The sequence below is a fragment of the Nocardia sp. NPDC004340 genome (assembly GCF_053602575.1).
Genome location: NZ_JBSGDW010000002.1, coordinates 511,141 through 529,447, shown reverse-complemented (window position 1 = coordinate 529,447; position 18,307 = coordinate 511,141). Strand labels below are relative to the sequence as shown.

The window sequence follows — 18,307 nt, the reverse complement described above, 5'->3', positions numbered from 1 at the left end:
CTGTCAGATGACGCTGTCTTGACGTAATCAACCGTGGGTAGGGTCGCGGCGGGACCCACATCTGCCGTGCGGGCCCGGAGGAGGATTCCGCACCATGCCGTTGTTCGGACGCGACACCGAACTCAAAGACCTGTCCGCCCTGGTGGACGGACCCGGCGAGCGCAGCGGCATCCTGATCGAGGGCGAGCCCGGCATCGGGAAGTCGACACTGGTCGAGCAGACCGTCGCCGCCGCCTCCGCCGCCGGTCATCGCGTGCTGCGGACCGCGGGCGTGGAAGCCGAACGCAATCTCGTCTACGCCGGGCTGCACCGGCTCCTGTATCCGCTGCGCCGCGAGTTCGACACCCTGCCCGCCCGGCAATTCGACGCGCTGACAACCGCTCTGGGCATGTCGGAGAGCATCGACGAGCCGAGCATCCACCTGGTCGGGCTCGCCGCCCTGACCCTGCTCGCCGATTCGGCGGCCGAGCGCGCGGTGCTGGTCGTCGCCGAGGACGTGCACTGGCTCGACCTGGCCAGCGCCGAGGTGCTGGCCTTCGTCGCCCGCCGCCTCGACTCCGAACCCGTTGCGCTGCTGGCCACCCGGCGCGACGGCGCGGCCTCGCCGGTGAGCGCGGCCGGATTGACCGTCATGCGTCTCGGACCGCTCGCCGGCGATGACGCGAACGCGCTGCTCGACGCCATCGCGCCGGATCTGCCCGCGCAGGTCCGGCGCCGCGTGCTGGCCGAATCGCACGGCAACCCGCTCGCCCTGACCGAGCTACCCATGGCCGCAATGGATCTCACCGAGACCGCTTCGACTCTGCCGTTGACCGAGCGTCTGGAACAGGCCTTCTCGGCTCGCAGCGCCACTCTGCCCGGCCCGACCCGCTCGGTCCTGCTCGTCGCCGCCCTGAACGACGGCGACTCGGTCGCCGAAACCCTCACCGCCGCCGGGATGCTCCTGGATTCCGCCGTCACCGCCGAGGATCTCGCCCCGGCGGTCGGAGCCCGGCTGGTCGACATCGGTTCCGGCACGGTCGCTTTCCGTCATCCCCTGGTGCGCTCCGCCCTGGTGGCCGCGGCGACCGGCGCGGAACGCCGCCGCGCCCACCTGGCCCTCGCCGACGTCCTCGCCGAGTCGCCGGAACGCCAGGTGTGGCATCGGGCCGCGGGCACGGCCGGCGCCGACGAGGACGTCGCCGCCGCGCTCGAAGCCGCCGCCGAACGGTCCCGGCACCGCGGCGGCGCGGTCGCCGCCATGGAACACGCCGCGGCCCTCACCGTCACCCCCGGCCGCCGCGCGGACCGCCTGCTGCGCGCCGCCGAACTGGCCGTCGACGCGGGCAGCCGCGACACCGTCGAACGGCTGGTGGACGCCGCGCGCATGCTGCCCCTCACGGCCGGACAGCAGGCCACCGCGGCCTGGCTGCTCTCCGGTTTCGAGGACGGCATGCGCGAAAGCCACACGCGTATCGGCGAACTGGCCGTGCTGGCGGCCGATGTCGCCGCCGACGGCTACCCGGATCCCGCGCTGCGGATCCTGTGGGCGGCGGCCGCCCGCTGCTTCTGGTCCGAACCCGGGCCCGACACCCGCCGCGCGGTGCTCGCGGTCGCCGACACCTTCGCCATTCCCGGCGGAGATCCGGCCAAGCTCGCGATCGACTCGATCGTGGCCCCGTTCGAGCGCGACGACGAGGTCCTCGGCCACCTGCGCACGCTGGCGGCGACCTCCGGCCGCGACACCGAGGTCGACCACTATCTCAGCAGCGCCGCCTACCAGGTCGGCGCGTTCGATCTGGCGGCCCAGTTCGCCGCGGCGTCCGCGCCCGGATTCCGGTCCGCCGGACGGCTGGGGCTGCTGACCCGGGCGCTCGCGATCCAGGCGTGGAGCCTGGCCCGGCTCGGCGATATCGCCACCGCCGCACCCATCGCGGCCGAGGCGGCGGCGTTCGCGCTGGAGACAGAGCAGCCGTTCATGCACGCGGTGATCGTGTCGGTGCAGGCCGAAATCGCGGCGCTGCGTGGCGATTACGCGGAGGCCACCACCCTGGCGGCGGACGCCGAACGCACCGGACTGGCCGCGGGAGCCCGGCCGGTGCTCGCCACCGTGCAGCTCACCCGCGGGCTCACCGCGCTCGGGGAAGGCCGATTCGACGACGCCTTCACCGACCTGGCCCGCATCCACGATCCGCGCGATCCGTCGCATTCACCGGCGCTGGCGGCGTACTTCCTCACCGAACTCGCCGAGGCCGCCGTCCGCGCTGGGCAAGCCGACGCCATGGCCGACCTGCTGCGCGGACTCGAAGCGTCCGCCGAGGCCACGCCGTCACCCGCCCTGCACATCGGCATGCGCTATGCCCGAGCGGTTCTCGCCGGTGACAAGGCCGCCGAGGCGTTCGCCGCCGCCCTGGCCGCGGACCTGACCGGCTGGCCCGCCGAACGCGGCCGCCTGCACCTGGCCTACGGCGAATGGCTGCGGCGGCAGCGCCGCGTGGTCGAGTCCCGCACCCACTTGCGCACGGCCCGTGAGATCTTCGACGCGCTCGGCTTCACCGCGTGGAGCGAACGGGCCCGCCTGGAACTGCGCAGCGCCGGTGAATCGAGCCCGAACCGCGACCCCGATGCCCGCGAGCGGCTCACCCCGCACGAACTGAGCATCGCGCAACTCGCGGCGCAGGGCCTGACCAACCGCGAGATCGGGCAGCGGCTCTACCTGTCGCACCGGACCGTCAGCACCCACCTGCACCGGATCTTCCCGAAGCTGGGCATCAGTTCGCGCGGGGATCTCGCGGCCCTGCTGCCCACCCTGGACGAAACGGCCGGGTGATCGGCGGGTCGCCGCCGCGATCGATCGACACCGATTACGTCATCCGACGCACGCGGCGGGCCAGGCCCGCTCCCTAGCGTCGAAGGCATGAACCTCGACCGACGACGCCTCTTCGGCGCCACGCTGGCGGCGGGCCTGGCCGCGGCCACCCTCACCGCCTGCGCCACCGACTCCGCCACGCCCGCGCCGGCTCCCACGAGCGTGAACCCGCGGGCCGGATCGGGCGCGCACACCGGCCTGGGCCCGATCAAGAAGATCGACGCGGGCGTGCTGAACGTCGCCTACGCCGAATTCGGGCCCGCCACCGGACAACCCGTGATCCTGCTGCACGGCTGGCCCTACGACGCCTACAGCTTCGCCGATGTCGGCCCGCTGCTGGCCGACGCCGGGTACCGGGTCCTGGTGCCCTTCCTGCGCGGCTACGGCGAAACCACCTTCCGGTCCCCGCAGACCGTGCGCAACGGCCAGCAGTCGGCCATCGCGCGCGACATCGTCGACTTCATGGACGCCCTGCACATCGACAAGGCCGTGCTCGGCGGATTCGACTGGGGCGCACGCACGGTCGACGTCATCGCCGCCCTGTGGCCGCAGCGCGTCAAGGCCATGGTCGCGGTGAGCGGCTACCTCATCACCCAGCAGGCTGCCCAGCAGCAGCCCCTGCCGCCCGAAGCGGAGCTCGGCTGGTGGTACCAGTACTACTTCGCCACCGAACGCGGCCGTCTCGGCTATGACCGCAACCGCCACGACTTCAACAAGCTCATCTGGCAACGCGCCTCTCCCGCCTGGACTTTCGACGACGCGACCTACAACCGCAGCGCGACCGCCTTCGACAATCCCGACCACGTCGACATCGTCATCTCCAACTACCGGTGGCGGCTGAGCCTGGCCCCGGGCGAACCGCAGTACGACGGCTACGAACAGCAGCTCGCCGCCGGGCCGGTCATCTCGGTGCCCGCGATCACCGTCAGCAGCGATTTCGACGGGGCGGCCAAGGACGGCAAGGGATACCGCGGCAAGTTCACCGGCAAGTACGAGCACCGCGTCCTCGACGGGATCGGGCACAACGTCCCGCAGGAAGCGCCACGGCCGTTCGCGCAGGCGATCATCGACGCCGACCGTCTCTGACGGCGGCGGAAGCCCCGGTTGTGCAGATCCGGCTCCGAGCACCCGAAGGCGCCCGGAGCCGGAGACGGTTACAGAGCGCTGCGCTGCTGAATGCGGCCGCCCGGTTCGAGTTCCACCACGGTGTCGATCCCGATCCCGCGCAGGAACGGATAGTCGTGGCTGACCACCAGGATCGCGCCGCGATAGTCGGCCAGCGCTTCGGTCAGCTGCTCGACGCTGGTGATATCGAGATTGTTGGTCGGCTCGTCCAGAATCAGCAGCTGCGCCGGCGGATCGGCGAACAACAGGCGGGCCAGCGACACCCGGAACCGTTCACCGCCCGACAGCGTCGAGACCGGACGTTCCACACTGCTGCCCCGTAACAGCAAGCGGGCCAGATGATTACGGATCACGGCCGGGGTCGCCGTGGGTGCCGCGGCGTGCACGTTGTCGAGTGCGCTGGCGTCCTCGTCGAGGTTGTCCAGGCGCTGCGGCAGATACCCCACCCGCTCGGTGAGCAGACTGCCCCGGTCCGGATCGCGGCCCGTGAGCAGGTTCTCGACCAGCGTCGATTTACCGGAGCCATTGGGGCCGACCAGCGCTACGCGTTCCGGGCCCTGAATGACGACCCGCCGATCACCGTCACTCAGTTCCGCGATCCGGCGGCTGCGCGGCACATCCGGATCCGGGAGGTCGAGGTGGATGTGCTCCTCACGGCGGACCCGGGACGACGCGTCGTCCAGCAGCTGTTGCGCGGCTTGGAGTTTCGCGTCCAGCGTGGTGCGCATGGCTCCCGCCGAACCCTGGGCCCGACTGGCCCGGTTGCCCGCGAGAATCCGTGGAATCCCCCCGTCCCGCTGGGTCGCGCGGGCGGTGCGCTCGCGGCGGGCGAGCTTGGTCTCGGCCTCGATCCGCTGCCGCTTCTCGACCTTCACGGCCTGTTCGGCGGTGCGGGCGGCCTGGACGGCCGCGACCTGCTCCTGTTCGACAGACGCTTTCCAGGCGCTGTACGGCCCGCCGAAGACCGCCAGTTCCGCGCCGCGCAGCTCCGCGGTGGCGTCCATCCGCTCGAGCAGTTCGAGATCGTGGCTCACCACGATCAGGGTTCCGGGCCAGGAATCCACGAATCCGGCCAGCTTGGCGCGGGTTTCGCGATCGAGGTTGTTGGTCGGCTCGTCGAGCAGGGTGATGGGCGTGCGCTGGACCCGCAGGCCGGTGATCGCTACCAGGACGGCCTCGCCGCCCGAGATCTCGCCGACTCCTCTGTTCAGATCGGCCGCGCTGAAACCGATTTCGTGGAGCGCCTCGTCGGCGCGGGCTTCGATGTCCCAGTCGTCGCCGATCGTCTCGAAATGCTCGTCGCTCGTCTCGCCGGACTCTATCGCGCGCAAAGCCGCGAGTTTGCCCGCGATACCGAGCAATTGGGCGATCGTCGCATCACGGCCGAGGGTGAGGCTCTGGGGGAGATACCCGACCGCGCCGGTGGTTTCGACCCGCCCCGCCGTCGGGGTCAGGATTCCGGCGATCAGCCGCAACAGCGTTGATTTCCCCGCGCCGTTGCGGCCGACCACACCGGTGCGCCCGGTGCTGAGGGTGCCATTGAGCCCGGACAGCGCGATGCTGCCGTCGGGCCATTCGAAGGACAGATTCCGCAGGGTGACCGCGGAAGGCATGGATGTGGACATGGGTTGTCGACTCTTTCCTGCTCGCGAACGAGCGGCCGGACGTGATTCGGGAACGTCTCGGAGCCGGGCGAAGGCCAGGAGCGCGCGGCCGACGGGGCCGAGCGACAAGTGTGAGAGAAAGCGCCGCCTTCGACCGGGCGGCTAGATTCTGTCGACTTCCTCGATGAGCACGGGACCACCCTAGCAGCGACGTCAGACGGTGATCGTCTGGAATTCGGTGTACTGACCCAGACCGACCACGCCGTATTCGCGGCCGATCCCGCTGGCCTTGAAGCCGCCGAACGGGCCGTCGAAGCCGACCGGCGCGCCATTGACGGTGACGGTCCCGGTCCGGATCCGGCGGGCCACGGACAGCGCCGCGTCGACGTCCGCCGACCACACGCCGCCGGAGAGCCCGTAGTCGGAGTCATTGGCGATGCGCACGGCGTCGTCGAGGTCGTCGTAGGCGAGGACGACCAGCACCGGGCCGAAGATCTCCTCCCGGGCGATCCGCATGGACGGGGTCACATCGGCGAAAACCGTTGGCGTGACATAGAAGCCGTCCGGCAGTCCCGGCGGCAGCTGCGGGCCGCCGCAGACCAGGCGCGCGCCCTCGGCGATGCCGATCTCGATGTAATCGCGGACCCGCTGTTGCTGATCGCCGCGAACCATCGGGCCGATGAAGGTCCGCGGGTCGCGCGGGTCACCGACCGGCAGGGATTCGACCAGCTCCGCCAGTGCCGTGACCACCTCCTCGTAGCGGGAGCGCGGGGCGATGATGCGCGTCTGGGCGATACAGGATTCGCCATTGTTCAGCAGCGAGCCGAACTTCAGGCCGTTCACGACCGCGGTCAGATCGGCATCGGGCAGGATCACCGCCGCCGACTTGCCGCCCAGTTCCAGGCTGACCCGTTTGAGCTGCTCACCCGCGATGGCCGCGATCCGGCGACCCGCCCCGGTCGAGCCGGTGAAGGCGATCTTGTCCACCGCGGGATGCGAGATCAGGTACTCGCTCGTTTCCCGTTCCGCGGGCAGCACACTGACCACGCCGCCGGGCAGGCCGACGCGATCCAGCAGCTCGGCCAGCAGGCCCATGCTGAGCGAGTTCTCCGGAGAAACCTTGAGCACCACGGAGTTTCCGGTCAACAGGGCGGGCAGGATCTTCGATGTGGCGGAGGAGAAGGGGGAGTTCCACGGGATCACCGCGGCCACCACGCCGACCGGCTCGCGCCGAACCACGCTGCGCACCGGGGAATCCGGGTCCGACGGAGTGAGGGTGCGCTCCCAGTCGAAACTCTCCGCGGCGGTCAGATACGCGTTGGCCTGCCGGGTCAGCGCGGCCTGACCCGCCCGGGTGAACCACGCCGCGGAGCCGTTCTCGGCGGTGATGAGCTCGGCGATCCGGTCGGCCTGCTCCTCGCGCAGTTCGTTGAACCTGCGCAGCACCGTGATTCGTTCGCTCGGCGGGGTGTCACGCCATTCCCGGCTGTCGAAGGCGGCGCGGGCCGCCGCGACCGCGCGCTCCACGTCGGCGGGTTGCGCCTGTGCCGCCGCGCCGAGGAGCGATCCGTCGTGTGGGGACAGGATCTCCAGCAGGGCCGGTTCGCTGGGTTCGGTCCAGACGCCGCCGACGTAGAGCCGGTCATAGGTGATCATCCGTGTGCTCCCGCGTCGAGGGCGGGACGAAAGATGCTGGTCATGGTGGTGACGCTAGGAGCCGCCGGGCGCTGGCCGCGAGCGTCGGATGACGTACTCGCTGACGGTCACACGCCGCCGCGCGGTCAGGGCTTCGCGCGCTGATCCCGGTAGGTCTCCAGCAGTCGCAGCCACACCTCGCTGATGGTGGGGAACGACGGCACCGCATGCCAGAGCCGGTCCACGATGATCTCGCCGGTGATGGCGATGGTCGCCGAATGCAGCAGCTCCGCCACGCCCGGTCCGGCGAAGGTGGCCCCGACGATCACCCGGCGCTCCGGGTCGATGAGGATGCGCGCCCGGCCGCGATATTCCGGATCGTGCTGGATCGCGCCCGCGACCCGGCCGATCTCGTAGTCGACGACATCCACCGTGCGGCCCAGCCGCGCCGCCTCCTCGGTGGTGAGGCCGACCGCGGCGATCTCCGGATCGGTGAACACCACCTGCGGGACCGCGACCAGATCGGCGGTCCCGGCGTGCGCGCCCCACGGCGACCGGTCCAGCTCCCGCCCGGCCGCCCGATCCGCGATGACCTGCCCCGCGATCCGCGCCTGATACTTGCCCTGATGGGTGAGCAACGCCCGGTGATTGACATCGCCTACGGCGTACAGCCATTCGCCGTCGACGGCGGTCACGGTGAACGCGTCATCGGTGGCGAGCCATTCGCCGGAGGCCAAACCGATTGTCTCCAAGCCGATATCGTCGGTGCGCGGCGCCCGGCCCGTCGCGAACAGCAGCTCGTCGACCACGATCCGCTCGCCGCCGGACAGGCCGAGGTGGATGCCGTCGTCGGGTCCGCCCGCCCGTTCCGCGCTCACGATGCCCGACCCGAATCGCAGGTCGACACCCGCCGCACGCAGCCGATCGGCGACCAGGTCCGCGGCGAACTCCTCGACGCGGGTGAGCAGCCGCGGTTCCCGTGCGATGAGCACGACCTCGGACCCCAGAGCCCGCCACGCCGTGGCCATTTCGACGGCGACCACTCCCGCGCCCAGAATGCCGAGTCTGCTCGGCACCTCGCGGGCGCTGGTGGCCTCACGACTGGTCCACGGCCGCAGCGCGTCCAGGCCCGGCAGCGGCGGGAGGGCCGCCCGGGTGCCCGTGCACACCGCGACCGCGTGCCGGGCCCGCAATCGCACGGTGCCACCGCCGGGCGTCTCGACCGTCACCTCCCGCACCCCGTCGAGCCGCCCATGACCGCGCATCAAGGCGATGCCGGCGGATTCGAGCCATTCGACCTGGCCCTGATCGTCCCAATCGGCCGCCATCCGGTCGCGATGCTTCAGGACCGCGTCGGCATCGAGCGGCCCGGTGACCGCGTTCCCGACGCCCGGGAACCGCGCGGCCTCGCCGTACAGCAGCGCGGGCCGCAGCAGCGCCTTGCTGGGTTCGCAAGCCCAGTACGAACATTCGCCGCCGACCAGCTCGGATTCGACGATGACGGTGCGGAGTCCCGCGGCGGCGGTGCGGTCGGCGACATTCTCGCCCACCGGTCCCGCCCCGAGGACGATGACGTCGTACATCTGGATGTTCTCGTCGGACATGATCTGCTTTCGGTGCGGGTCAGCGGCCGGGCGCGCGCTGAGTGATTTCCTGCAGGAACCAGCTGTTGCCGTCGGGATCGCCGAACGCAGCGAAGGAACCGTAGCTGCGCCGCTCCGGATGCGCACCCGCGACGCGATCGGTGGTGCCGGCGTGATGGAAGACGCCGGTCGCGTCCCGGAACGGACCGTCGACGGCCACCCCGCGCTCGGTCAACTCCACGACCGCCTTCTCGATATCGGTGACCACCAGGTGCAGGCCGCGCAGCGTCCCCGGCGCGGATTCGCTGACACCCGCCCCGAAGATGATGGAGCATCCGGACCCCGGCGGCGTCACCTGAATCACGCGATATCCGTCGTTCACCGCGAAATCCGCGTCGAGCCGGAACCCGAGCCGATCCACATAGAACGCCTTGGCACGCTCGACATCCGACACGGGCAGCACGACGACTTCGAGCTTCATATCCATGATCGTGTCCTCCTGTGGTGTAGGGGTTTTCGTGATCCCACTGTCGCCCGCCGGCCCCCACCGCCACATCCGTCAGCTGACGCTGCGGGCGACGTACACCCTCGGTACGTCGTCAGCCGAGGTGAGCGATCTTGACGCTGTTGAGAATGAACCGGACCGCGTGGATGCGGTCGTCCGCGATATCGAGGGAGACGACCATGGCCGGTCTGCCACCGGATGTGATGACCGCTCCTGGACCGTAATTGACGAGGGCTGGTCGCACCTCCGCGTCGGTCGGCCAGGCCCAGGTGACCGAGCACAGGTAACCGGCGACCGGGAGCATGCCGCTGATCAGTTCGCGTGGTGTCTCCGCGGTGCCGTCGGCGTCGGCCCAGAACACCACGTCCGGTGCCAGGAGCTGGGTGAGCACCGTGAGGTCGCCACCGAGCGCGGCGGCGAGGAACCGCTCCGTCACCTCCCGATGCTCCCCGAGCGAAGGCCGGTGCCGTGGCCGTCGCGCCTCGACGTATCGCCGTGCGCGATAACCCAATTGCCGTGTCGCCCGCTCCGTCCGGCCGATCATCTGCGCGATCTCCGCATGCTCGAATCCGAAGGCCTCGTGCAGCACGAACACCGCCCGCTCCACCGGATCCAGCGACTCCAACACCACCAGCAGCGCCATCGAAACCGACTCCGCCAGTTCCGAATCCACCTCTGGCCCCGTCAGCAACGGGTCCGGCAGCCAAGGCCCGACATAGCTCTCCCGCCGCGCCGTGACCTTCCGCATCTGATCGATCGCCAGCCTGCTCACCATCCGGAACAGGTAAGCCCGCGGCTCCTCCACCCCCGCCCGATCCACCCGATCCCACCGTAGCCAAGCCTCCTGCACCACATCCTCCGCATCGGCCCGGCTACCGAGCATCCGATACGCGGCCCCGAACAGCTCCGCCCGCACATCCACGAACTCCACGTTCATGCCCTATCGACGTCCCAACCCCCCGATCCGTCACACGAAACCACGAATCCCCCTGTGACGCGGCCACTCCGCCATCCGTCTCACCATCATGACCACCACCGAATCCAGCCGCGCCGCGGTTCTCGAACTCCTCGACCACTTCGCCACCGGAGACCTCCCCGCCGCCTTCGCCCTCCTCGCCGACGACTTCATCTCCCACAACCCCCGAGTCCCTCACGACCCCGCCACCACCACGGCCCGCCAAGCCTTCATCGACTTCTTCGCCACCCCCGCCGGCCAAGCCCTCACCACCGCCACCCAACAAGTCCACCGAGTGATCGCCGACGACACCCTGGTAGCCGTCCACACCCGCCTCACCTCTCCCCACCTCCCCGAAACCGCCGTCGTCGACATCCTCCGAGTCCACAACGGCCGCATCGCCGAACACTGGGACGTCGTCCAACCGGTCCCGTCCCCCATCCCGCACCCCCACGGAATGTTCTGACCCACGGCACGAAAAAGGCCCGGTCCTGTTCGGACCGGGCCCTTCCTGTGGCGCTAAGGGTTGTAGATCTCGACGTAGGCATTCGTCGCCAGCGCGAAGACGCCGGGACCCATACCGGTACAACCGGCCGAGATGGTTTGACCGGACGGTGTGAACGGATAGCTCAGCACCTTGTAGGCCCCGACGGCATACAGCGGGAACGGCCCGCTCGCGTAGAGGCCGACACAGTCGAGATGCAGCACATAGTTGGCGCCGCCATCCGCCCCGCACACCGCGGACGCGTCGAACACGCCCTTCGTCACGGTGCAGTCCTGCGGCGCGGCCTGCGCGCTACCCGACCCGGCAACCGCCACGAAGCCCAATCCCGAAACACTCATGGCCGCAACCGTCGCGGCGATACCCAATGACTTGCCCATGAATCCCCTCGGTTCGTATCACATGAAGAGCCAGGAGCCGACTCCCGATCGGGCTACCCAACTCGAGGAATCAAACATCCGAACACTATCGGGCGGACGTTCCGAGGTGTATCGGACAGATGCCCAGTCTTGTTTCTGAGGTCACCTACCGGATCCGCGCGCTGCCGCATACGCAAGAGAGCCGCAGGTCGATGACCTGCGGCTCTCTTGCTCTGTGGAGCTAAGGGGAATCGAACCCCTGACCTTCTCGATGCGAACGAGACGCGCTACCAACTGCGCTATAGCCCCGCGCCGGATCTTCCGATCCGCGCTCGGAGAACATTAGCAGGTGGGGTGGGGAGTCGGCGAATCGGCTGGTTAGGAGGGGTTTCTTGGGGTGGTGGCGTGGATGGGCGGGCGTTCCGGGCTGGGGGAGGGGAGATCTTGGGTATGGGGCTGGGCGGGTGGAAACGGCTCGGGCGGTGGCGGAGAGCTTGGCTGGGTTGCGCGGGTTTCCGGTGGCGGTCCTGGGGGGGACTGGAGTGATGGAGTGGATGCGCGGGTGGAATTTGCGGCGAGGGTGGAGGTGGTTCTGGCGCAGGTGATTCCGTGGCTGCCGAGGGTGGGTGGGCGGTGGTTGCTGGAACTGTGGGATGAATTCCTGTCCGGCGAACGGAATTTCGAATACGGGCCGGTGTTGATTCATGTTGATATGAGCATTGGTCATGTGCTCGGGGTGGGCGTGGGGGCGGAATTCGTTCGACGCGTGCGGGAATGCCGCGGGCCGGCGTTCGGCATACCGCACGCCATTGGGCGCAATCCGCCGAATTCAGGTCAACGGTCAGGCTGGTTCGCTGTAGGAGTCGAGGACTCGGAGGAACAGGTCGATCCGGTATTCGCGGACCGCGGGGTTGTCCGGTTCCAGCAGGCATTGGGCCAGGGTGCCGTCGTGGACGGCCACCAGTGCGCGGCCGAGCGCGGCCGGATCGGGCACTCGCCGGCCATTGCGTCGCATGAGCGCGACGACCACCGGGGTGAGGGCCGCGGCGATCGCCTCCTCGCGCGCCACCATCACCTGCCGCAGGTCGGGATTGCGGAGTGCGTGCGCGGTGAACTCCGAGGTGATCCGAAACCACTTGTCGTCCACCGGAACCGCGGTGAGGACCTGTTCCACGGCGCGGCGGGGATCGTTCGCCACCGAGCCGGGCGCGTCCAGCACCGCCGCGGCCTCGGCCAGCATCAGCGCCGACCGCTGTTCCCACATGGCGAGGAACAGCTCCTCCAGGGAGGTGAAGTTCGAGTAGAACGCGCCTCGGGTGAAGCCGGCCCGCTCGCACACCTGCTCGACCGAGCACCGGCCGAACCCCTCCTCGGCGAACGCCTCGAACGCCGCGTCCAGCAGCCGCTGCCGGGTCTCGGCCCGCCGCGGCCGGACGCCGTTCCCGCCACCCCGGACGGTCGCGCCGCTCTGCCCGGATTCGTCATCGGCCCTGCTCACGACCGTATCCTAGCCGGTCCGCCGTACTGGACCGGCGACCGTAACGCCGGCGGTGGCTCAGCGCAGACCCGCGGCGCGGGCGGCGTCCCGCAGCACCTGCTCCAGCATCGCGGGGGTGAGGCGGCCGGTGAAGGTGTTCTGCTGGGACGGGTGATAGGTGCCGAACAGATGGATCGGGGACCGGCCGGGTGCGGCGGCGTCCAGTTCGACGTGCGCGCCGTGCCCGAACCGCGGCTTGGGTTTGGGCACCACCCAGCCCGATTCGGACAGTGCGGGCAGCAGCGCCTGCCAGCCCCAGCCGCCGAGCACCATGATCGCGCGCAAGGTCGGCGCGAGCAGCGTCAATTCGGTGGTGAGCCAGTGGCGGCAGGTGTCGCGTTCCAGCGGCGTGGGCTTGTTGTCGGGCGGCGCGCAGTGCACCGGCGCGGTCACGCGAGTTCCCAGCAAACGCAGACCGTCGTCCGCGGAGACGCTGGTCGGCTGATTGGTCAGGCCGACCGCGTGCATGGCCGCGACGAGCACGTCGCCGCTGCGGTCACCGGTGAACATGCGGCCGGTGCGATTGCCTCCGTGCGCCGCGGGCGCCAGCCCCACCAGCAGTAGCCGGGCATCGGCCGGACCGAGCCCGGGAACCGGCTTGCCCCAGTAATTCTCGTCACTGAACGCGGCCCGTTTCTCGTGGGCCACCTGTTCGCGCCAGGCCACCAGTCGCGGGCAGGCGCGACAGGCGGTCAGTTCCGCATCGAGCTGGGCAATTGTGCGGCACACCAGGCGACTCAATCACATTCCGGCCCGTACCGTGCGGCTGGGCGTCGGCTCGGCGGACCGGGCATACTGAGCGCCGTTAGCCGAGAGTTAGCGACCCCAGGAAGGGAACCGGGCGTGCAATGAGTGATCTCGTCGAACTCGGCACCGCCGCCGACGCGGCGCAGAGCGCGGGAAACCTGATGGGAGTGTTCGCATTCGGAGTGTCGGGCGCGCTGCTCGCGGTGCGCCGCCGCTTCGACGTGGTCGGCATCGCGGTGCTCGCGGTGGCCACCGCGACCGGTGGCGGCGTCATCCGCGATCTGGTGATCGGCCGCACCCCGCCGCTCGCCTTCGTGCAGGTCTCCTACGCCGGCACCGCGCTGCTGGCGGCGGCGCTCATCTTCTTCTGGCATCCGCCGGTCCGCCTGGTCCGCACCCCGCTGAACGTGGCCGACGCGATCGGCCTCGGCATCTTCTGTGTGACCGGCACGGTCACCGCGTTCCAGCACGGCATGTCGGCGACCTCGGCCGCCGCGCTCGGTTTGGTGACCGCGGTCGGCGGCGGTGTGATCCGCGACGTGCTGGCCGGTGTCACACCGAGCGTGCTGAGTGACGGTGAGCTCTACGCGGTCCCCGCGCTGCTCGGATCCGCGGTGACGGCGACCCTGCTGCACTACGGCCAATACACCTACTGGACAGGCGCTTTGGCCGGTGCGGGCGCGGTCTCCCTGCGCCTGCTCGCGCTGTTCCGGCACTGGCACGCACCCATGGCCCGCCCGCACCGCCGCCGCGAGGACGACCCCGCCGCCCGGTGAGACGAGCGCCTCTGTCGTGTCGCCCGGCACGGTCCCCGGCGATTGATAGCATGGCGAAGGCCTGGCCGACCGGCTGTGAATCACACCTCGAGAGAGTTCCTTCCAATGCAGTTCGAGATCGTCGAGCGGGACGAGACCTGGGTGGCCGGTTTGCCGGTGCGCAGTCCCAAACGCGCCCTCGGCGAACTGCGCGATCACGACCTCGAGGTGGCCTGGGCCGCGGTCCTGCACCAGGACCTCGGTGGCCCGCTGGCCTCCGCCTACACCGATTACGGGGCCGAACTGGGCACCTACAACACCCAGATCGTCGGCTACCAGTGCTCCTCGCTCGACGAGGTGACTCGCGGCCATCTGGTGGCCCGCCTGCCGCGTGGCACCTACGCCCGCTTCTCCTCGATCGGCAATTTCCCGCAGGTGATGACCGACCTGTGGACGCAGATCGCCTACGCCGAGGAGCACAACCAGATCAAGCGCATTCACACCGGTGATTTCGAGACCTACCCGCACGCCTACAAGATCGATCTGTATCTGGCGGTCGAGCCGTCATGACCTATTCGATCGTGGTTCGCCCCGGCGGCGTCTACGGCGGCCTGGTGGTTCCCCGGGTGCGCCCCAGCTTCAAGGTCTCCAACAGCGAGCTCATCGAGTTCCTGCGCGACCGCCTCCGTGATCGCGACGCCACTCAGCGCCCTCTGGTCACGGTCTACGTCCCCGACCCGGCCGGCAACTACAACGTCCTGGTCTCCTATGAATACCCCGGCCCCGACGAAGCCCCCATCGGCGACATCCTCATCCGCGTCCCCAAGGGCGTCTACGCCCGGTTCAGCCCCAACGGCGACTACCACGACCCTGTCGAGGATGTCTGGGCCCAGGTGGACGACGCCACCGCCTCCGCCGAGATCACCCGCGCCTACCGCGAGGAGATCGAGATCTGGCACGGCCCGGCCGAACTGGAGCTCTTCATCTCCATCCTGGTCTGATAGCCAACCGTTAACTGATTGAGAACCAACCGGTCTTGTCGACAGTTTTCATGACTGACAGCAATGGTTTGACCTGGCGGGATTTCTTTACAGCCATTCGGGTTCCGGAGGATTTGCCGGACGCCTGGACAATTTCAGCGCCCTGGCGGATACTCCCCTAGGCGCCTACGTCCGCCACTGGTTGATGCATGACCGTATCGGGCGAAGTCGCAGCAGTCGCGCGGGTCAGTTGTTTAGTTGGAGTGGAACTGTATGTCAGTCGAACCGATCGAGCGCGTCCCGGCGAAAAGTCCAGGTCACGGCATGCTCCGATTTCAGGAGCCGCGAACCGGATACACGATCTTGGTTGGCTCTCCGGAGTCCGACCCGGATCTGTGGCGCCGAAACATGGACGGCGCGCTGGCGGCTTATCGGTGGTTCGGCTCCGAGGAAGCGCTCGAGTACGACAAGGTGATCGACGGCGCCACCACATCGCTGTTCTTCGTGGCGCTCGATCCTGAGGGGCAAGTTGTCGCGGGCGTGCGGGCCGAGGGCCCGCACAAGCAGGTCGACGAGATGCGTGCGGTCGCGAGCTGGGAAGGGCTGGAAGGTGACTCGGCTTTCCGGCACCTGATCGCCGAGCAGATCCCGCACGGCGTGATCGAGTGCAAGGCCGGCTGGGTGAACCGTGATTCCGAACACCGCCACGCGCTGGCCGATTGGATGTCGCGGGCCTGTGTTCACGCCGCATTGCTGCTCGGTGTCCGCTACATCGGTTCGCATTCGCCGGAGCACGCGTTGAATCTCTATCGCAGCAGCGGGGCGAATGTGGCCTGGTGGATTCCGCCGTCGTCGTATCCGGATGATCGTTACCGCACGTTCGCGATCTGGTGGGATATGGATACATATGCTTCCGTGGCGACCGAATCGCAGGCGCGAATGATCGAGATCGAATTGTCTCAATTGCGGGAGAATGGCCTTTTGCCGCGCATTGTCTGGGCACCGGCCCAAGGGCTGGCGTAATGATCGAAAACGGCGGATCGGAGGAGCATTATCGCCCGATACTGCTCGATGAATCCGATCCGGAGCACGCTGCCCGGCTTGCCGACTTGTTGTCGGATTCGACGATCGAGGTCCGGGACTTGCGCGCCGATTTGCGCGCCGAGTTCGCGAGTCTGGTTGCGCCTCCGGAAATATTCGATTCACCGGAGTCGGATCGGTGGGCGTATTACCCTTGGCGCCGTGCGGTTGTCGCACTGCCCGGTCCGCGGCTGCTCCGTACCGTTCGGCTCGACCGGAATCGGAACAACCTCACTCGCGCGGAACAGGAGATCCTCGGCACCCAGGCCATCGGTGTGGTCGGGCAGAGCGTCGGTCACGCCGTGGCCCATGTGCTCGCCATGGAAGGCACCTGCGGACTGCTGCGGCTGGCGGACTTCGACACCGTCGAGCTCTCCAATCTGAACCGGCTCCCGGGCACCCTGTTCGACCTCGGGGCCAACAAGGCCGTGGTCGCCGCCCGCAGGATCGCCGAGCTGGATCCGTATCTGCCCGTGGAAATCTTCCCCACCGGCGTCGACGAGGAGAACATCGAGGCCTTTCTCACCGGTCTGGACATCGTTGTCGAGGAATGCGATTCGTTCGACATGAAGCTCGCGGTGCGCGAGGGCGCTCGCCGCCTGAGGCTCCCGCTGGTGATGCACTCCAGTGACCGCGGGCTGCTCGATGTCGAGCGTTTCGATCTGGAACCGGAGCGCGAGCCGTTCCACGGCTTGCTGGGCGGCGTCACGGCCGCTGAACTGCGCGGACTGTCCACCCGCGACAAGACCCCGCTCATGGTCCGCATTCTGGACGGCCGCAATCTGTCGGCCACGCTGGCCGCGAGCATGGTGGAGATCGGCGAGACGCTCAACAGCTGGCCGCAATTGGCCTCCGACGTGCAGCTCGGCGGCTCCAATGTGGCCGCCGCGGTGCGCCGGATCGGACTGGGACAGGAGCTGCGGTCCGGACGCACCCGCGTCGACATCGAGAAGAGCCTGGACGAGATCGTCGAGCCCGAACTCCGGGACGAACTGGTGTGGCCGGACGGACCGGACGAGCAGGGCCCACGGTCAGGCGTCGAGGCCGTGCTGGAATGCGCACAGCGGGCGCCCTCGGGTGGCAACGCCCAGCCGTGGACGCTGCGCGCCGATGCGGACGCGGTGACCATCGCTCTCGCGGCCGAGCACTCCTCGATGATGGACATCGGCCGCCGGGGCAGCGCGCTCGCGGTCGGAGCGGCGCTGTTCAACGCGCGCGCTGCCGCGGCCGCACACGGGATGCTCGGCGAGAGCGAGCTGCGGACCGGCCCAGCGGGACCGCTCACCGCCGTGCTGCGGTGGGGCTCGGGTGCTGATCGGGAGTTGTCCCAGCACTACAGGGCGCTGCTCGATCGGCGCACCAATCGTGGTGAGGGCACCGGCGCGCCGATCCCGGTCGAGGTCGTGGACGGACTCCGGGCCGTGGCGACGCGAGCGGGTGCGACGTTGCACCTGGTCACCGATCGTCCCGGTATCGAATCCGCGGCGCGCATGCTGGCCGAATCCGAGCGGACGCGCTACCTGACCCGGGACATGCATGCCGAGATGACGTCCGAGCTTCGATGGCCCGGCGACGATCTGCGGACTGGGATGGATCTGCGCACCCTGGATCTCCGGCCGGACGGTCTGGCCAAGCTCGAGATCGCCATTCGCCCCGATGTCATGGCCCATCTGCGCTCCTGGTCGGGCGGTACCGCCCTGGTGGAGGACACGCTGACGAAACTGCGATCCAGTTCGGCCGTGGCGGCACTGACCTTCCCTCGTCCGGAGTTGGACGACCCGTCCGAACTCGTGGCATATGCCCAGGCAGGAGAGGCGCTCCAACGGGTCTGGATTGCCGCCGAACAGTCCGGACTCGCGGTTCAACCCGTTTCTCCGGTGTTCCTTTATGCCCGACGCCCCGGGGAACTACATACGGTTTCCCCGGAGTTCGCCGATACACTAACGTCACTTCAGGGCAGGTTCCTGGAGCTGTTGGAAGTGCCTGGGCACGAAACGATGGCGCTGGTGCTGCGTCTCGGATACGCGTCGGAGCCTGCTGTTCGCAGCGGCCGGCGTCGGATACCGAGTCCCGGCATGCGCGGCGAGTGAGA

At 69.0% G+C, this 18,307-nt stretch carries 16 protein-coding genes and 1 tRNA gene; 8 read left to right on the top strand and 9 right to left on the bottom strand.

Annotation, left to right across the window (positions count from 1 at the left end):
* Nucleotides 1-94 precede the first annotated feature (94 nt).
* Nucleotides 95-2,809 (top strand): ATP-binding protein, encoded by a 2,715-nt coding sequence (locus ACWEOI_RS10005; protein ID WP_452359420.1) that lies wholly within the window; start codon nucleotides 95-97, stop codon nucleotides 2,807-2,809.
* Nucleotides 2,810-2,896: 87 nt separating this feature from the next.
* Nucleotides 2,897-3,934, top strand: coding sequence for an alpha/beta fold hydrolase (locus ACWEOI_RS10000; protein WP_452359419.1), 1,038 nt, complete (start codon nucleotides 2,897-2,899; stop codon nucleotides 3,932-3,934).
* A gap of 68 nt (nucleotides 3,935-4,002) precedes the next feature.
* Here ACWEOI_RS10000 and ACWEOI_RS09995 read toward each other — a convergent pair whose 3' ends face one another.
* The 5 genes from ACWEOI_RS09995 to sigJ all read right to left on the bottom strand — a co-directional run bounded on the left by ACWEOI_RS09995 (nucleotide 4,003) and on the right by sigJ (nucleotide 10,237).
* Nucleotides 4,003-5,598, bottom strand: coding sequence for an ABC-F family ATP-binding cassette domain-containing protein (locus ACWEOI_RS09995; protein ID WP_452359418.1), 1,596 nt, complete (start codon nucleotides 5,596-5,598; stop codon nucleotides 4,003-4,005).
* A 192-nt stretch (nucleotides 5,599-5,790) separates the two neighbouring features.
* Nucleotides 5,791-7,233, bottom strand: a complete 1,443-nt coding sequence (locus ACWEOI_RS09990) for an aldehyde dehydrogenase (RefSeq protein ID WP_452359417.1) — start codon at nucleotides 7,231-7,233, stop codon at nucleotides 5,791-5,793.
* Nucleotides 7,234-7,358: 125 nt separating this feature from the next.
* Nucleotides 7,359-8,816, bottom strand: coding sequence for a dihydrolipoyl dehydrogenase family protein (locus ACWEOI_RS09985; RefSeq protein ID WP_452359416.1), 1,458 nt, complete (start codon nucleotides 8,814-8,816; stop codon nucleotides 7,359-7,361).
* 19 nt (nucleotides 8,817-8,835) lie between these two features.
* Complete coding sequence (locus ACWEOI_RS09980; RefSeq protein ID WP_452359415.1) at nucleotides 8,836-9,282, bottom strand: VOC family protein; 447 nt, start codon at nucleotides 9,280-9,282, stop codon at nucleotides 8,836-8,838.
* A 112-nt stretch (nucleotides 9,283-9,394) separates the two neighbouring features.
* Nucleotides 9,395-10,237, bottom strand: coding sequence for an RNA polymerase sigma factor SigJ (gene sigJ, locus ACWEOI_RS09975; protein ID WP_452359414.1), 843 nt, complete (start codon nucleotides 10,235-10,237; stop codon nucleotides 9,395-9,397).
* A gap of 88 nt (nucleotides 10,238-10,325) precedes the next feature.
* Between sigJ and ACWEOI_RS09970 the strand changes: the two genes are divergently transcribed.
* Nucleotides 10,326-10,721 carry a nuclear transport factor 2 family protein gene (locus ACWEOI_RS09970; protein ID WP_452359413.1) on the top strand — a complete coding sequence of 132 codons (396 nt, stop codon included), beginning with the start codon at nucleotides 10,326-10,328 and terminating at the stop codon, nucleotides 10,719-10,721.
* A 53-nt stretch (nucleotides 10,722-10,774) separates the two neighbouring features.
* Here the strand turns inward: ACWEOI_RS09970 and ACWEOI_RS09965 are convergent, their stop codons facing one another.
* The 4 genes from ACWEOI_RS09965 to ACWEOI_RS09950 form a co-directional block, all read right to left on the bottom strand.
* Nucleotides 10,775-11,137, bottom strand: coding sequence for a hypothetical protein (locus tag ACWEOI_RS09965; protein ID WP_433668431.1), 363 nt, complete (start codon nucleotides 11,135-11,137; stop codon nucleotides 10,775-10,777).
* 215 nt (nucleotides 11,138-11,352) lie between these two features.
* Nucleotides 11,353-11,425 (bottom strand) — tRNA-Ala (locus tag ACWEOI_RS09960).
* 532 nt (nucleotides 11,426-11,957) lie between these two features.
* On the bottom strand, nucleotides 11,958-12,518 hold the full coding sequence (locus ACWEOI_RS09955) for a TetR/AcrR family transcriptional regulator (protein WP_357092400.1): 561 nt from the start codon (nucleotides 12,516-12,518) through the stop codon (nucleotides 11,958-11,960).
* A 153-nt stretch (nucleotides 12,519-12,671) separates the two neighbouring features.
* Nucleotides 12,672-13,382, bottom strand: coding sequence for a uracil-DNA glycosylase (locus tag ACWEOI_RS09950; RefSeq protein WP_452359412.1), 711 nt, complete (start codon nucleotides 13,380-13,382; stop codon nucleotides 12,672-12,674).
* Nucleotides 13,383-13,501: 119 nt separating this feature from the next.
* Here ACWEOI_RS09950 and ACWEOI_RS09945 point away from each other — a divergent pair, with 119 nt between their 5' ends.
* The 5 genes from ACWEOI_RS09945 (at nucleotide 13,502) to ACWEOI_RS09925 (ending at nucleotide 18,305) form a co-directional block, all read left to right on the top strand.
* Nucleotides 13,502-14,176, top strand: coding sequence for a TRIC cation channel family protein (locus tag ACWEOI_RS09945; protein WP_433668428.1), 675 nt, complete (start codon nucleotides 13,502-13,504; stop codon nucleotides 14,174-14,176).
* 105 nt (nucleotides 14,177-14,281) lie between these two features.
* A complete protein-coding gene (locus tag ACWEOI_RS09940) occupies nucleotides 14,282-14,725 on the top strand; it encodes a GyrI-like domain-containing protein (RefSeq protein ID WP_379271204.1) in 444 nt (147 codons plus the stop codon).
* A complete protein-coding gene (locus tag ACWEOI_RS09935; protein ID WP_433668426.1) occupies nucleotides 14,722-15,156 on the top strand; it encodes an effector binding domain-containing protein in 435 nt (144 codons plus the stop codon). The genes ACWEOI_RS09940 and ACWEOI_RS09935 overlap by 4 nt, the downstream gene beginning before the upstream one ends.
* A 252-nt stretch (nucleotides 15,157-15,408) precedes the next feature.
* Complete coding sequence (locus tag ACWEOI_RS09930) at nucleotides 15,409-16,158, top strand: hypothetical protein (RefSeq protein ID WP_452359411.1); 750 nt, start codon at nucleotides 15,409-15,411, stop codon at nucleotides 16,156-16,158.
* Nucleotides 16,158-18,305: an Rv1355c family protein gene (locus ACWEOI_RS09925; protein WP_452359410.1), complete on the top strand. Its 2,148-nt coding sequence runs from the start codon at nucleotides 16,158-16,160 to the stop codon at nucleotides 18,303-18,305. The genes ACWEOI_RS09930 and ACWEOI_RS09925 overlap by 1 nt, the downstream gene beginning before the upstream one ends.
* The last annotated feature ends 2 nt before the right edge of the window (nucleotides 18,306-18,307 follow it).

Coding starts and splice junctions, on each gene's coding strand:
- ACWEOI_RS10005 (WP_452359420.1), top strand. CDS start 95: ATGCCGTTGTTCGGACGCGACACCGAACTCAAAGACCTGTCCGCCCTG.
- ACWEOI_RS10000 (WP_452359419.1), top strand. CDS start 2,897: ATGAACCTCGACCGACGACGCCTCTTCGGCGCCACGCTGGCGGCGGGC.
- ACWEOI_RS09995 (WP_452359418.1), bottom strand. CDS start 5,598: ATGTCCACATCCATGCCTTCCGCGGTCACCCTGCGGAATCTGTCCTTC.
- ACWEOI_RS09990 (WP_452359417.1), bottom strand. CDS start 7,233: ATGATCACCTATGACCGGCTCTACGTCGGCGGCGTCTGGACCGAACCC.
- ACWEOI_RS09985 (WP_452359416.1), bottom strand. CDS start 8,816: ATGTCCGACGAGAACATCCAGATGTACGACGTCATCGTCCTCGGGGCG.
- ACWEOI_RS09980 (WP_452359415.1), bottom strand. CDS start 9,282: ATGGATATGAAGCTCGAAGTCGTCGTGCTGCCCGTGTCGGATGTCGAG.
- sigJ (WP_452359414.1), bottom strand. CDS start 10,237: ATGAACGTGGAGTTCGTGGATGTGCGGGCGGAGCTGTTCGGGGCCGCG.
- ACWEOI_RS09970 (WP_452359413.1), top strand. CDS start 10,326: ATGACCACCACCGAATCCAGCCGCGCCGCGGTTCTCGAACTCCTCGAC.
- ACWEOI_RS09965 (WP_433668431.1), bottom strand. CDS start 11,137: ATGGGCAAGTCATTGGGTATCGCCGCGACGGTTGCGGCCATGAGTGTT.
- ACWEOI_RS09945 (WP_433668428.1), top strand. CDS start 13,502: ATGAGTGATCTCGTCGAACTCGGCACCGCCGCCGACGCGGCGCAGAGC.
- ACWEOI_RS09940 (WP_379271204.1), top strand. CDS start 14,282: ATGCAGTTCGAGATCGTCGAGCGGGACGAGACCTGGGTGGCCGGTTTG.
- ACWEOI_RS09935 (WP_433668426.1), top strand. CDS start 14,722: ATGACCTATTCGATCGTGGTTCGCCCCGGCGGCGTCTACGGCGGCCTG.
- ACWEOI_RS09930 (WP_452359411.1), top strand. CDS start 15,409: ATGTCAGTCGAACCGATCGAGCGCGTCCCGGCGAAAAGTCCAGGTCAC.
- ACWEOI_RS09925 (WP_452359410.1), top strand. CDS start 16,158: ATGATCGAAAACGGCGGATCGGAGGAGCATTATCGCCCGATACTGCTC.